Source organism: Rhodoferax sp. GW822-FHT02A01, assembly GCF_038784515.1.
GTDB lineage: Bacteria > Pseudomonadota > Gammaproteobacteria > Burkholderiales > Burkholderiaceae_C > Allorhodoferax.
On the sequence record NZ_CP152376.1, the window covers coordinates 4,806,798 to 4,820,315 of the forward strand.

The following is a 13,518-nucleotide window of genomic DNA, read 5'->3' on the forward strand; positions in this document are numbered from 1 at the left end:
GTAGCCCACAAGTTATCCACATCTGAATTTTTTGAATTATCAGGAGTAAATCATGGGAAGAATCATCGGCATTGACCTCGGTACCACCAACAGCTGCGTTGCCATCATGGAAGGCAATACGGCCAAAGTGATCGAGAACGCAGAAGGCGCGCGTACCACGCCCTCCATCATTGCTTACCAGGAAGACGGCGAAGTGCTGGTCGGTGCATCCGCCAAGCGCCAGGCCGTGACCAACCCTAAGAACACGCTGTACGCAGTCAAGCGCCTGATCGGCCGCAAGTTCACCGAAAAGGAAGTGCAAAAGGACATCGACCTGATGCCCTACAAGATTGCTGCTGCCGACAACGGTGACGCCTGGGTGGAAGTGCGCGGCAACCGTCTTGCGCCCCAACAGGTCAGCGCCGACGTTCTGCGCAAGATGAAGAAGACTGCCGAAGACTACCTGGGTGAAGCCGTGACCGAGGCCGTGATCACCGTGCCGGCCTACTTCAATGACGCCCAGCGCCAAGCCACCAAGGACGCTGGCCGCATCGCTGGTCTGGATGTCAAGCGCATCATCAATGAACCGACTGCAGCCGCACTGGCCTTCGGTCTGGACAAAAATGAAAAGGGCGACCGCAAGATCGCTGTGTATGACCTGGGCGGCGGTACCTTTGACGTGTCCATCATTGAAATCGCCGATGTCGATGGAGAAAAGCAATTCGAAGTGCTGTCCACCAACGGTGACACCTTCCTGGGTGGCGAAGACTTTGACCAGCGCGTCATCGACTTCATCATCAGCGAGTTCAAGAAAGAACAAGGCGTGGACCTGAGCAAGGACGTGCTGGCCCTGCAACGCCTGAAGGAAGCCGCCGAAAAGGCGAAGATCGAGCTCTCCAGCAGCGCGCAGACCGACATCAACCTGCCCTATGTGACTGCCGATGCCTCCGGCCCCAAGCACCTGAACATCAAGCTCACCCGCGCCAAGCTGGAAAGCCTGGTCGAGGAACTGATCGAGCGCACCATCGCTCCCTGCCGCACTGCCATGAAGGACGCTGGCGTGTCCGCTGCCGACATCCATGACGTGATTCTGGTGGGTGGTATGACCCGCATGCCCAAGGTGCAGGAAAAGGTCAAGGAACTGTTCGGCAAGGAGCCGCGCAAGGACGTGAACCCCGATGAAGCCGTCGCCGTGGGTGCTGCCATTCAAGGCCAGGTGCTGTCCGGTGACCGCAAGGACGTGCTGCTGTTGGACGTGACACCTTTGTCCCTGGGTATCGAAACCCTGGGCGGCGTGATGACCAAGATGATCACCAAGAACACGACCATCCCGACCAAGTTTGCACAGACCTTCTCCACCGCGGACGACAACCAGCCTGCCGTGACCATCAAGGTGTTCCAGGGTGAACGCGAGATCGCCTCTGCCAACAAGCTGCTGGGTGAGTTCAACCTGGAAGGCATTCCGCCAGCAGCCCGTGGCGTGCCGCAGATTGAAGTGTCGTTCGACATCGACGCCAACGGCATCCTGCACGTGGGCGCCAAGGACAAGGGCACCGGCAAGGAAAACAAGATCACCATCAAGGCCAACTCCGGTCTGACCGAAGCTGAGATCCAACAAATGGTGAAAGACGCCGAGCTGAACGCTGCCGACGATAAGAAGAAGCTGGAACTGGTGCAGGCCCGCAATGAAGCCGAAGCCAATGCCCACAGCGTCAAGAAGAGCCTGGGCGAGTACGGCGACAAGCTCGAAGCCGGTGAGAAGGAAAAGATCGAGGCCGCCCTCAAGGAAGTGGAAGACGTGCTCAAGTCCGACGACAAGGACGCGATCAAGGCCAAGAGTGAAGCACTGATGGCTGCCAGCCAGAAGCTGGGCGAGAAGATGTACGCCGACATGCAGGCCAAGCAGGCTGCCGAAGCCGGTGGCACGGAAGGTGCTGCGCACGAAAGCGCGCAAGCCTCCACCAAGCCCGCGGACGACAATGTGGTGGACGCCGAAGTCAAGGAAGTCAAGAAGGGCTAATCACCCGGGCGTTTTTCGCCCCCTGCGCCGCGTTGAACACCTTGGGTGGCTCAACGCGGCTTCTTCGTTGTAAACAGACCCAAACTGAACATGGCCAAACGAGACTTTTACGAAATTCTGGGCGTACCCAAGAACGCCAGCGAAGAGGACATCAAGAAGGCCTATCGCAAACTGGCAATGAAGTACCACCCGGACCGCAACCAGGGTGACAGCTCCAAAGTCGCAGAAGAGAAATTCAAGGAGGCCAAAGAGGCCTACGAAATGCTGTCGGACGCGCAGAAGCGCGCCGCCTACGACCAGTATGGCCATGCCGGTGTGGACCCCAACCGCGGTGCGGGCGGTCCTGGTGCGGAAGGCTTTGGCGGATTTGCCGAAGCCTTCGGCGACATCTTTGGCGACATGTTCGGCCAGCAGCGCGGTCGCGCCGGCGGTGGCCGTCAGGTCTACCGTGGCAGCGACCTGAGCTACGCCATGGAAATCACGCTGGAAGAAGCGGCCAAGGGCAAGGACGCCCAGATCCGCATCCCCAGTTGGGACAACTGCGACACCTGCAAGGGCAGCGGCGCCAAGCCCGGCACCCAGGTCAAGACCTGCAGCACCTGCGGCGGCAGCGGCAATGTGCAGATGCGCCAGGGCTTTTTCAGCGTGCAACAGACCTGCCCTACCTGCCGCGGCAATGGCAAGGTCATTCCTGAACCTTGCACCGCCTGCCATGGCCAGGGCAAGATCAAGCGCCAGAAGACGCTGGAAGTCAAAATCCCCGCTGGTATCGATGCAGGCATGCGCATCCGCAGCGCAGGCAATGGCGAACCCGGCACCAATGGCGGCCCCGCAGGCGATCTGTACATCGAGATCCGGCTCAAGAAGCACGACATCTTCGAACGCGACGGCGATGACATCCACTGCTCTGTGCCTATCAGCATGATCACTGCTGCCCTGGGTGGCGAGATTGATGTACCCACGCTGGCGGGCAAGGCTGCCATCGACATTCCCGAAGGCACCCAGACCGGCAAGCAGTTCCGTCTGCGCGGCAAGGGCATCAAGGGTGTGCGCTCTAGCTACCCCGGCGACCTCTACTGCCACATCGTGGTGGAAACGCCGGTCAAGCTCAGCGAGCACCAGCGCAAGCTGTTGCGCGAGCTTGATGAGTCGTTCAAGAAGGGAGGCAGCAAGCACTCTCCTTCGGGCGACACCTGGGCCGATCGCCTGAAGAGTTTCTTCAGCTAAGCTGACCCAGTCGCTGGGCAAATCATGCCGTCCGGTCTATAAAGGATCAGACGGCATTTCTTTTTGGGGATAGACAATCATGGGCGTAAGCATTACCTTCTTGGGCGGGGCCAACACGGTCACCGGCTCCAAGTACCTGGTCCGCCACGAAGGCAAAAGCCTGCTGGTGGACTGCGGGCTGTTCCAGGGTTACAAGCAACTGCGTCTGCGCAATTGGAGCCCGCTGCCCGTGGTGCCCGATACCATCGATGCGGTGCTGCTGACCCATGCCCATCTGGACCACAGCGGCTACCTGCCCCTGCTGGCCAAGGAAGGTTTCGCAGGCCATGTGTACGCATCCACCGGCACGCGCGACCTGTGCAAGATCCTGTTGCCCGACAGCGGCCATATCCAGGAAGAGGACGCCCTGTTTGCCAACCGCCATGGCTTTTCCAAACATGCACCAGCCTTGCCCTTGTACACGCGCCAGGACGCGCTGGACTGTCTGCCCCTGATCAAGTCAGTCAACATGGGCGTTACGTTCCAGCCCATCCCCGGCTGGCAAGCCACCTTTCAATCTGCGGGCCACATCCTGGGCGCCTCCAGCATTCTGCTGGAGTTGGCCGGGCGCCGCATTCTGTTCTCCGGTGACCTGGGCCGACCCGACGATTCGCTGATGAATCCACCCGACAGGGCACCTGCTGCGGATACGGTGTTGATCGAATCCACCTACGGTGACCGTACCCATCCACTGGATGATGTGCTGGCTGAACTCGGCCCCGCACTGCACCGGTTGGCTGCACGCGGTGGCGTGGCCGTGGTTCCCGTTTTTGCGGTGGGCCGGGCACAGGCCATCCTGCACGCCATCAACCAGCTCAAGGCGCGCGGTGAAGTGCCCAAGGGTCTGCCGGTGTTTCTGGACAGCCCCATGGCGGTCCACACCACGCATTTGTTTGAATCGCATCCCGGCGAACACCGGCTTACCGGAGCGGAGGTACGTGCCCTCACCCACAGTGCCACCATGGTCAGCAGCACCGACGAGTCCAAGGCCCTGGCCACACGCCATGGCCCCATGGTGATTCTCTCGGCCAGCGGCATGGCCACTGGCGGGCGCGTATTGCACCATCTGGCGCAGCATGCCGGCAACCACCGCAACATGATCATCCTGACCGGATACCAGGCGCCCGGTACACGCGGTGCCACGCTGGCCAGCGGCGCGCGTTCGGTGCGCATCCATGGCCGCGATGTGGAAGTCCAGGCTGAAATCGTGTCACTGCAATCGGCCTCGGCCCATGCGGATGCCGGCCAGCTTTTGAACTGGCTCAAGACCATGCCCTCTGCCCCGTCACAGGTGTATGTGGTGCATGGCGAGCTGCAGGCTTCGGACGCGTTGCGCGCCCGCATCTCGCGGGAACTCGGCTGGCGCGCCATGGTGCCGGAGCACGGCTCCACCTGGCCGACCTAGGGTCTATTCACGCAGGTTGTTCTGCACCTGGCGCAGCAACTCCAGCAGTTGCTGCTTCTGCTGCGCACTGAACCCTGCCACCGCCAACCGAGAAAGCTGCTGACGCTGGCGTTTGACGTCGGCATGCAGGTCCTTTGCCTTTTCGGTCAGGAAGTGGCGCACCACCCTGCGGTCCTTTTCGTCAGTGACGGACTCCAGCAGGCCTTTGTCTTTCATGCCCGCCAGCAGGCGCGCGACTTGCCCCTTGTCACGGCCTGAGTGCACAACCAGATCGCTCTGCGTGGCCCCCGGGTGCCGGGCAAAGAAATTCATCACCTTGCCCTCCATGTGCGCGATGGATTGGCCCCCATCGGGAGCGGCTCGCCCGTGGCGCGCGCGTACCTGATGCATCACGGCGTGGATGAGCTCCAGCACATCGTCCTCGGACGCAAAAGGCAATTGGTTGACAATATCAACTTCTTTTTTCATAATAGATGACATTATCAACTAGATTGCAAACACATGACCATTGCATCCCCCTTGCGCCGCATTCAGCGTGTGCGGCACGAATTGCTCCGGCGCGACGTGCACATCAGCCGTATCGAAGCACCAAGCCCTGGCTTTCTGTCCCTCACCTTTGCAAGTGAATCACTCCACAGCTTTGTATCGCTGTCGTTTGACGACCATGTCAAACTCATCATCCCGGACCGCAACGGCGCAACCGCCATGCGCGACTTCACGCCCACGCACATCAATACGGCTCGCGGCGAACTGACGCTGGAATTCGCACTGCATGCCCATGGCGCGGCCTGCGAATGGGCGCGGCAGGCCCGTGTTGGCGATGCAGCCGTCATTGGCGGCCCCAAGGGTTCCATGATCGTGCCCACCGATTACGACTGGCATCTGCTGGCGGGCGACGCCTCTGCCCTGCCCGCCATACGTCGCAGGCTGCTGGAGCTTCCCACAGGCAGCACGGCCCTGGTGTTTGCACAGATCGCCGACCCGCTGGACCGCCAGTTGCCGACTTCCCGCAGTGCAGCGCAGGTTCACTGGTTGACTGATGCGCGTGCGTGGGTGGACGCCTTGCGCAATACGCCGTTGCCTGCGGGCGAAGGTTTTGTGTGGTGCGCCGGTGAAGCATCCGTCATGGTCCAGGCGCGCGAGGTACTCATCAATGGGCGCCAATTGCCGCGCGAGGCTTCACGCATTTCTGCGTACTGGAAAGCCGGCGCTGCCGACTTTCACGAGACCTTGTAACTGGCGCGCACGCAGTGAGAGTGCTTGCATGAAACGTGTGCGCCAAGTCATGCCAATGGCACATAGCAGCTATGGCGATACGCGCTCTTTACCTGCCGCAAAATGGCGGCTCAACCCATTGGAACACCCATGACCACTGTGCGCATGCCCGCCGTGTACCTGCCCCACGGGGGTGGCCCCTCATTTTTCATGACCGGTGAGCGCAAACAGCGCTACCAGGCCACCGAAGATTTCCTGCGCAGCATCCCCTCGCTGTTGCCCGCCCAGCCCGCAGCCATACTGATTGTGACTGCCCATTGGGAAGAGTCCGTGCCCAGTTTTACCGGCGGCCTGCACCCCGAACTGATATACGACTACTACGGCTTCCCGCCAGAAACCTATGCGCTGCAGTACCCGGCTCCGGGGAATTCGGAGTTGGCGGAACGGGCTGCCAGTTTGCTGCGCTCTGCGGGACATGCATCCCGGGTTGATCCGCAATACGGCTGGGACCACGGTGTCTTCATACCGCTCAAAGTTATCTACCCCGAGGCGCACGTTCCGGTCGTGGCCATGTCGTTGCAAGCCAGTCTGGACCCTGCCCTGCATTGCGCGCTGGGCGCAGCCCTGGCACCTCTGCGCGACGAGGGCGTGCTGATCGTGGGTTCGGGAATGAGCTATCACAACCTGCGCGACTTCCAGGCGGCGGCTCCCGCGTCCTTTGCCTTTCACGACTGGCTGGACACGGCGCTGAGCACTGACCGCGACGGGCGCACCCGGCATTTGGCGCAGTGGAGCAGCGCACCCGGCGGCCGTGCGTCCCATCCGCGCGAAGAGCATCTACTGCCCTTGATGGTGGCCAGCGGCGCGGGCTCGAACCAACCGGCACGCCGACTCTGGCGTGGCGCCGTGGGCCCGAGTTGCCTGGGTGCCTGGGCGTTTGATTGAAGCGTTGCAAAATACGGGCATGTCTGCCCCCTTTCTGACTGCGGCTTTTTACAAGTTCGTCGACCTTCCCGACTTCGAGAGCCGCAAGGCGCCGCTGCTGGCCCTATGCCAACAGCACAACGTCAAGGGCCTGATCCTGTTGGCGCGTGAAGGCATCAACAGCACCATTGCCGGGGCTGCAGAGGACGTGCATGCCGTCTTGGCCTTTCTGCGCTCCGACCCGCTGCTGGCCGACCTGCCGCACAAGGAATCCTGGTCACACAAAGCCCCTTTTCACCGCATGAAGGTGCGGCTGAAGAAAGAGATCGTCACCCTCAATGTACCGGGCATCAGCCCCACCCAGATGGCCGGTACCTACGTCAAGCCGCAGGACTGGAACGCACTCATCAGCGATCCCGACGTGGTGGTAGTGGACACGCGCAACGATTACGAGGTGGAGATTGGCACGTTTGCCCATGCCATCAATCCGCACATCCGTACCTTTGCCGAACTGCCCGCCTGGGTCCAGCAGTCCGAGCCACTGGCACATACCACCGCACAAGGGAAGAAGCCCAAGGTCGCCATGTTCTGCACCGGCGGCATCCGATGTGAAAAGTCGACCGCCTACATGCGTGCCCAGGGCTATGACGAGGTCTATCACCTGGAGGGCGGCATTCTCAAGTACCTGGAGACGGTGCCGCCAGAACAGAGTCTGTGGCAAGGCGAGTGCTTTGTGTTCGATGAGCGGGTATCGGTGGGCCACGGCCTGGTGCCCGGCTCGCACGCGCTGTGCCGCGCCTGCCGCCAGCCACTGGAGGACGGCGCCATGGAGTCGCCGCTGTATGAGGCTGGCGTCAGTTGCCCGCGTTGCCATGCCCACACCAGTGAGGCGCAGAAGAACGGCGCCCGGGAACGCCAACGCCAGTGGGAGCTGGCCAAGGCCCGGCAACGCACACATATTGGTGACGCCGCCTAGGGCCTGTTCATATGACCCTGCCGGTTCTCTATTCCTTTCGCCGCTGCCCGTACGCCATGCGTGCGCGGCTGGCATTGCAGGCCAGTGGCGTGGAAGTCGAGCTGCGCGAAATTCTGCTCAGGGACAAGCCGCGGCAGATGCTTATGGCATCCACCAAGGGAACTGTGCCGGTGCTGCTGCTCCCTGACGGCCAAGTGATTGAGCAGAGTCTGGACATCATGCTCTGGGCCCTGCAGCAAGGCGATGAACACCATTGGTTGCCCGCCGATGAGACGGCCATGCAAGACGCGCTGAACTGCATTGCATTGAATGACGGCCCTTTCAAGCAAGCCCTGGATCGCTACAAGTACCCTGCCCGCTTTGCGTTGGCTGATGGCTTGGCCCACAGGGAGGCCGGTAGCGAATTCTTGCGCCCATTGGCCGAGCGCCTGTCAACAAACCCATGCTTGCATGGCGTGCAATGGGGATTTCTGGATGCTGCAATTGCGCCCTTTGTACGGCAGTTTGCCCACACCGATCCGCAATGGTTTGCCGCACAGGATTGGCCGCAACTGGCGCAGTGGCTAAAGCGCTTCGAGGATTCTGCGGCCTTTCAGGCCATCATGGAAAAAGTACCACCATGGCAGGCGGGCGACGCGCCCCGTATCACCCGCTTTGCGTTGCCCGGTTCAGATCGGCCCAATCTGCAGTAGTCAGACCACGACCTTGAGGACAATGCCCAGCAGGGCGGCTCCCAGCATGGCCAGCACCGGGAAAACGCTGAGCCCATAACCCAGGCTGCGGCTGGCGGGGTCCTTGGCATACGACTTCCAGTACACCATGCGGCCCACAAGATAGATGGCGCCGCCCCACGCCACGGGCTGGGGTGACCAGTAATGCGAAGCAAGATACAGCCCCGGCAACAGGACCACGATCAATTCCAGCGTATTCATCTGCACCCGGTAGAGGCGTTCAAACTGGGGATGTCCCGTGGTGGCGGGTGCATGCACCTGATAGCGGGTACGCGCCAGCGCGACCAGCACCGCAAAGAAGATCATCTGCAGCAAGGCCAGCACGGCCACCAGGTCAATCCAAACCATGTCTTATTCCTTGTTGAAAACGCAACCAGCGCGCAAGGCGGATCATGCGCTCAAAGTGCGAGCAGACGCGCCCGGGCTTCCGCATATTCGCGCTTGAGCTGGGCGATGTACTCACCCGCAGTCTGCACCTTGGTCACGGCACCAATGCCCTGGCCGCAACCCCAGATTTCCTTCCAGGCTTTGGCTTTTTCTCCACCAAAGTTCATGGCACTCGGGTCGCTGACCGGCAGGTTGTCGGGATCCATGCCAGCGGCACGGATGCTGGGTGCCAGGTAGTTGCCGTGCACGCCGGTAAACAGGTTGCTGTAGACGATATCGTCCGAGTTGCTGTCGACGACGCATTGCTTGTAGGCCTCAGGCGCACGCGCTTCCGCTGTGGCAATGAAGGCCGAACCAATGTAGGCAAAGTCCGCGCCCATAGCCTGTGCTGCCAGCACGGCGCCGCCGGTGGCGATGGAACCGCTGAGCACCAACGGACCGTCGAACCACTGGCGGATTTCCTGCACCAATGCAAACGGACTCTTCACGCCCGCATGCCCGCCGGCACCTGCAGCCACCGCGATCAAACCGTCAGCACCCTTCTCGATGGCCTTGTGTGCATGCTTGTTGTTGATGATGTCATGCAGCACCACACCGCCATAAGAATGCGCCGCGGCGTTCACGTCTTCCCGTGCACCCAGCGACGTGATGATGATCGGTACCTTGTACTTGACGCACAGCGCCATGTCGTGTTCCAGCCGCTCGTTGCTCTTGTGCACGATCTGGTTGATGGCAAAGGGCGCTGCGGGACGGTCCGGATGCGCTGCGTTGTGCGCGGCCAGTGCCTCGGTGATTTCGATCAGCCACTCTTCCAGTTGCTCAGCAGGCCGGGCGTTGAGTGCGGGCATGGAGCCCACCACGCCGGCGATGCATTGGGCAATCACCAGCTTGGGATTGCTGATGATGAAGAGCGGTGAACCAATGACCGGAAACGGCAGGCGGTCTAGCGGAGAAGGCAGTTTGGACATGGGGCGAGTCTCTCTCTTTGTGTTTATCGTTGTCTGGGCTTTGTCTTGTCTTCAGAACGCATCCAGCGCCATGCTGGTCACGCTGTCAGCGCCTTCAACAATGGCATCGCGCACACCGGGTACCTGGCTCAGGATGTGGTCGGCGTAAAAGCGCGCGGTGGTGATCTTGGCCTGCATGAACGGCACGTCGGTGCCTGCAGCCACTGCCTTCTCTGCCACCAACAATGCGCGTGCGAGCTGCCAGCCGGCCATGACATTGCCGGCCAGCATCAGATAAGGCACGCTGCCTGCAAACACCGCATTCGGGCTGGCCTTGGTATTGCCAGCCACAAAGTCCACCACCTGCAGGAACGCCTCGCGCGCAGCCTTCAGGCGCTTGGCTACGGCCGCTGCGTTTGCCGAACCGCTTTGCACCAGCTCGGCTTCGGTCGCTGCGATCTGGCTGGCAATGCCTTTGGCTGTCTGGCCACCGTCGCGTGCCGTCTTGCGGCCCACCAGGTCGTTGGATTGGATGGCGGTAGTGCCTTCGTAGATGGTGAGGATCTTGGCATCGCGGTAGTACTGCGCCACACCGGTCTCTTCGATGAAACCCATGCCGCCATGCACCTGCACCGCCAGTGAAGTCACGGTCAGGCTCATCTCGGTGCTGTACCCCTTGACCAGGGGCACCATGAATTCATAGAAGGCCTGGTTGGCCTTGCGCGTGTCGGCGTCCGGATGGTGGTGGGCGGCGTCGTAGGCACTGGCAGCAACCGATGCCATCGCACGGCAACCCTCGGTGTAGGCGCGCATGGTCATGAGCATGCGGCGCACATCGGGGTGGTGGATGATGGGTGCTGCGCTGGGCATGGAGCCATCTACCGGGCGGCTCTGCACGCGTTCGCGGGCAAAGGTCACGGCCTTCTGGTAGGCGCGCTCGGCCACCGCGATGCCCTGCACACCCACCGCATAGCGGGCCGCATTCATCATGATGAACATGTACTCCAGGCCGCGGTTCTCCTGGCCTACCAGATAACCGATGGCACCGCCGTGATCACCGTACTGCAGCACGGCCGTCGGGCTGGCCTTGATGCCCATCTTGTGTTCGATGCTCACGCAGTGCACATCGTTGCGCGCGCCCAGGGAGCCGTCCGCGTTGACCAGGAATTTGGGTACCACAAAGAGGGAGATTCCCTTCACGCCTTCGGGCGCGCCCTGCACGCGGGCCAGCACCAGGTGCACGATGTTCTCGGCCATGTCGTGCTCACCCCAGGTGATGAATATCTTGGTGCCGAAGATCTTGTAGGTGCCATCCGGCAGCGGTTCGGCACGGGTGCGCACGGCGGCCAGATCGGAGCCCGCTTGCGGCTCCGTCAGGTTCATGGTGCCGGTCCAGGCGCCGCTGACGAGTTTTTCCAGATAGACCGCATTGAGTTCGTCAGATCCTGCGGTCAACAAGGCTTCAATGGCGCCGTCGCTCAGCAGCGGACACAGCGCAAAGCTCAGGTTGGCGCTGTTGGTCATTTCGATGCAGGCCGCGCCAATGGTCTTGGGCAGGCCCTGGCCGCCGAAGTCAGCCGGGTGCTGCAGACCTTGCCAGCCGCCTTCTGCGAATTGCTTGAACGCCTCCTTGAAACCCGGCGTTGCGGTGACCACACCGTCCTTCCAGCTGGTGGGGTTCTTGTCGCCTTCCCAGTTCAGGGGAGCGAGCACGCCTTCGGTGAACTTGGCGGCTTCCTCCAGCACAGCCTGTGCCGTGTCCAGCCCTGCATCGGCAAAGGCCGGGATTTGGGCAATCTGTTCGATGTTGGCAAGGTGCTCGATGTTGAACAGCATGTCCTTGACGGGGGCAACAAAACTCATGACAAACTCCAAAAAGATACAAAAAAAGGGCACCACTCTGGATGCCCTTCTAACCTGCGCAAATTACAGCGCCTTGACCAGCTCCGGTACTGCGGTGAAGAGGTCCGCCTCCAGACCGTAGTCCGCCACCGAGAAGATCGGAGCCTCGCCATCCTTGTTGATGGCCACGATCACCTTGGAGTCCTTCATGCCCGCCAGGTGCTGGATGGCGCCACTGATGCCTACGGCAATGTAGAGCTGGGGTGCCACGATCTTGCCGGTCTGGCCCACTTGCCAGTCGTTGGGCGCGTAGCCCGCATCCACCGCCGCACGGCTTGCACCCATGGCCGCATTGAGCTTGTCGGCCAGTGGGGTGATGACCTCGGTGAACTTCTCGGATGAACCCAGGGCACGGCCGCCGCTCACGATGATCTTGGCGCTGGTGAGCTCCGGGCGGTCGTTCTTGGCAATCTCCGAGCCCAGGAAGCTCACGCTGGTTGCTGCGACGACTGCACTTGCAGTTTCCACTGCAGCACTGCCACCGGTGGCAGCTGCCGGGTCAAAGCCCGTGGTGCGCACCGTCAGCACCTTGGTGGCATCCAGCGCCTGCACCGTGGCAATGGCGTTGCCCGCATAGATGGGACGCTCAAAGGTGTCGGGGCTCACCACCTTGGTGATGTCGCTCACCTGACCCACATCCAGATTGGCGGCAATGCGCGGCGCAATGTTCTTGCCCGAGGGCGTGGCAGCCAGCACGATGTGGCTGTAGTTGGCTGCAATGGCCAGCACCTGGGCGGTGACGTTTTCTGCCAGGCCGTGGGCCAGACCGGCCTCATCGGCATGGATGACCTTGGCTACACCGGCGATCTGGGCGGCTTGGGCGGCAGCGGCTGCAGCGTTGTGGCCAGCCACCAGCACGTGCACATCGCCACCGAGCTGGGTGGCTGCGGTGATGGTGTTGAGGGTCGCGGGCTTGATGCTGGCGTTGTCGTGTTCGGCAATAACGAGGGATGTCATGGTGTGTGTTCCTTGTCGCTGTGTTCTTAGATGACTTTCGCCTCGTTCTTGAGCTTGTCGACCAATGTGGCCACATCGCTCACCTTGATGCCGGCGCTGCGGGCCGGAGGCTCGCTGACCTTCAAGGTCTTGATGCGCGGGTTCACATCCACCCCCAGATCTTCGGGCTTGACGGTCTCCAGCGGCTTCTTCTTGGCCTTCATGATGTTGGGTAGCGTCACATAGCGCGGCTCGTTCAGGCGCAGATCGGTGGTGATGATGGCGGGCAGGGTCAAGGACAGGGACTCGGAGCCGCCGTCGACTTCACGCGTAGCCTTCAACTTGCCGTCCACGATCTCGACCTTGCTGGCAAAGGTGGCCTGGGGCCAGTCGCCCAGGGCCGCCAGCATCTGGCCGGTCTGGTTGCAGTCGTCGTCGATGGCCTGCTTGCCCAGGATCACCAGGCCGGGCTGTTCCTTGTCCACCAAAGCCTTCAAGAGCTTGGCTACCGCCAGGGGTTGCAGGTCGGCAGCGGTTTCCACCAGGATGGCGCGGTCTGCGCCAATGGCCATGGCGGTGCGCAGGGTTTCCTGGCACTGGGCTACACCGCAGGAGACGGCGATGATTTCGGTGACCACGCCCTTCTCTTTGAGGCGCACAGCCTCTTCGACGGCGATCTCGTCAAAGGGGTTCATGCTCATCTTGACGTTGGCAATATCCACGCCTGTGCCGTCGGTTTTGACCCGGACCTTGACGTTGTAGTCCACCACGCGTTTGACCGCGACCATTGCTTTCATGCTTGCTGCTCCAGAGTTTGTAATGGGGTGTTC

13 protein-coding genes are annotated in these 13,518 nt (G+C 61.5%); 7 read left to right on the top strand and 6 right to left on the bottom strand.

What is annotated here, in order from left to right; all coding sequences use genetic code 11:
* Positions 1-52 precede the first annotated feature (52 nt).
* The 3 genes from dnaK (at position 53) to AAGF34_RS22805 (ending at position 4,670) form a co-directional block, all read left to right on the top strand.
* The gene (dnaK, locus tag AAGF34_RS22795; protein WP_342617992.1) at positions 53-1,999 is read left to right on the top strand and encodes a molecular chaperone DnaK; all 1,947 of its coding nucleotides are present in this window, start codon (positions 53-55) and stop codon (positions 1,997-1,999) included.
* A gap of 90 nt (positions 2,000-2,089) precedes the next feature.
* A complete protein-coding gene (dnaJ, locus tag AAGF34_RS22800) occupies positions 2,090-3,226 on the top strand; it encodes a molecular chaperone DnaJ (protein WP_342617993.1) in 1,137 nt (378 codons plus the stop codon).
* Between the two features lie 79 nt (positions 3,227-3,305).
* The gene (locus AAGF34_RS22805; RefSeq protein ID WP_342617994.1) at positions 3,306-4,670 is read left to right on the top strand and encodes an MBL fold metallo-hydrolase; all 1,365 of its coding nucleotides are present in this window, start codon (positions 3,306-3,308) and stop codon (positions 4,668-4,670) included.
* 3 nt (positions 4,671-4,673) lie between these two features.
* Here the strand turns inward: AAGF34_RS22805 and AAGF34_RS22810 are convergent, their stop codons facing one another.
* The gene (locus AAGF34_RS22810; RefSeq protein WP_342617995.1) at positions 4,674-5,138 is read right to left on the bottom strand and encodes a MarR family transcriptional regulator; all 465 of its coding nucleotides are present in this window, start codon (positions 5,136-5,138) and stop codon (positions 4,674-4,676) included.
* A 33-nt stretch (positions 5,139-5,171) separates the two neighbouring features.
* Between AAGF34_RS22810 and AAGF34_RS22815 the strand changes: the two genes are divergently transcribed.
* From AAGF34_RS22815 to AAGF34_RS22830, 4 genes are all read left to right on the top strand, one after another.
* Complete coding sequence (locus tag AAGF34_RS22815) at positions 5,172-5,906, top strand: siderophore-interacting protein (protein WP_342617996.1); 735 nt, start codon at positions 5,172-5,174, stop codon at positions 5,904-5,906.
* A gap of 129 nt (positions 5,907-6,035) precedes the next feature.
* A complete protein-coding gene (locus AAGF34_RS22820) occupies positions 6,036-6,830 on the top strand; it encodes a class III extradiol ring-cleavage dioxygenase (protein WP_342617997.1) in 795 nt (264 codons plus the stop codon).
* Between the two features lie 19 nt (positions 6,831-6,849).
* Entirely contained in the window at positions 6,850-7,785 is a 936-nt protein-coding gene (locus tag AAGF34_RS22825; RefSeq protein WP_342617998.1) for a rhodanese-related sulfurtransferase, read from the top strand.
* Between the two features lie 11 nt (positions 7,786-7,796).
* Entirely contained in the window at positions 7,797-8,477 is a 681-nt protein-coding gene (locus AAGF34_RS22830; protein WP_342617999.1) for a glutathione S-transferase, read from the top strand.
* Here AAGF34_RS22830 and AAGF34_RS22835 read toward each other — a convergent pair whose 3' ends face one another.
* The 5 genes from AAGF34_RS22835 to AAGF34_RS22855 all read right to left on the bottom strand — a co-directional run bounded on the left by AAGF34_RS22835 (position 8,478) and on the right by AAGF34_RS22855 (position 13,485).
* Positions 8,478-8,864 (bottom strand): MAPEG family protein, encoded by a 387-nt coding sequence (locus AAGF34_RS22835; protein WP_342618000.1) that lies wholly within the window; start codon positions 8,862-8,864, stop codon positions 8,478-8,480.
* 50 nt (positions 8,865-8,914) lie between these two features.
* On the bottom strand, positions 8,915-9,871 hold the full coding sequence (locus AAGF34_RS22840) for a nitronate monooxygenase family protein (protein WP_342618001.1): 957 nt from the start codon (positions 9,869-9,871) through the stop codon (positions 8,915-8,917).
* Positions 9,872-9,922: 51 nt separating this feature from the next.
* Complete coding sequence (locus AAGF34_RS22845) at positions 9,923-11,713, bottom strand: acyl-CoA dehydrogenase (protein ID WP_342618002.1); 1,791 nt, start codon at positions 11,711-11,713, stop codon at positions 9,923-9,925.
* A 63-nt stretch (positions 11,714-11,776) separates the two neighbouring features.
* Entirely contained in the window at positions 11,777-12,709 is a 933-nt protein-coding gene (locus tag AAGF34_RS22850; RefSeq protein WP_342618003.1) for an FAD-binding protein, read from the bottom strand.
* 26 nt (positions 12,710-12,735) lie between these two features.
* Positions 12,736-13,485 carry an electron transfer flavoprotein subunit beta/FixA family protein gene (locus AAGF34_RS22855; protein WP_342618004.1) on the bottom strand — a complete coding sequence of 250 codons (750 nt, stop codon included), beginning with the start codon at positions 13,483-13,485 and terminating at the stop codon, positions 12,736-12,738.
* Between the last annotated feature and the right edge of the window lie 33 nt (positions 13,486-13,518).

Excerpts from the sequence above, each read along its gene's own strand:
- dnaJ (WP_342617993.1), top strand. The coding sequence starts at position 2,090 with ATGGCCAAACGAGACTTTTACGAAATTCTGGGCGTACCCAAGAACGCC.
- AAGF34_RS22850 (WP_342618003.1), bottom strand. The coding sequence starts at position 12,709 with ATGACATCCCTCGTTATTGCCGAACACGACAACGCCAGCATCAAGCCC.
- AAGF34_RS22840 (WP_342618001.1), bottom strand. The coding sequence starts at position 9,871 with ATGTCCAAACTGCCTTCTCCGCTAGACCGCCTGCCGTTTCCGGTCATT.
- AAGF34_RS22835 (WP_342618000.1), bottom strand. The coding sequence starts at position 8,864 with ATGGTTTGGATTGACCTGGTGGCCGTGCTGGCCTTGCTGCAGATGATC.
- AAGF34_RS22805 (WP_342617994.1), top strand. The coding sequence starts at position 3,306 with ATGGGCGTAAGCATTACCTTCTTGGGCGGGGCCAACACGGTCACCGGC.
- AAGF34_RS22815 (WP_342617996.1), top strand. The coding sequence starts at position 5,172 with ATGACCATTGCATCCCCCTTGCGCCGCATTCAGCGTGTGCGGCACGAA.
- AAGF34_RS22830 (WP_342617999.1), top strand. The coding sequence starts at position 7,797 with ATGACCCTGCCGGTTCTCTATTCCTTTCGCCGCTGCCCGTACGCCATG.
- AAGF34_RS22825 (WP_342617998.1), top strand. The coding sequence starts at position 6,850 with ATGTCTGCCCCCTTTCTGACTGCGGCTTTTTACAAGTTCGTCGACCTT.
- dnaK (WP_342617992.1), top strand. The coding sequence starts at position 53 with ATGGGAAGAATCATCGGCATTGACCTCGGTACCACCAACAGCTGCGTT.
- AAGF34_RS22855 (WP_342618004.1), bottom strand. The coding sequence starts at position 13,485 with ATGAAAGCAATGGTCGCGGTCAAACGCGTGGTGGACTACAACGTCAAG.
- AAGF34_RS22810 (WP_342617995.1), bottom strand. The coding sequence starts at position 5,138 with ATGAAAAAAGAAGTTGATATTGTCAACCAATTGCCTTTTGCGTCCGAG.
- AAGF34_RS22820 (WP_342617997.1), top strand. The coding sequence starts at position 6,036 with ATGACCACTGTGCGCATGCCCGCCGTGTACCTGCCCCACGGGGGTGGC.
- AAGF34_RS22845 (WP_342618002.1), bottom strand. The coding sequence starts at position 11,713 with ATGAGTTTTGTTGCCCCCGTCAAGGACATGCTGTTCAACATCGAGCAC.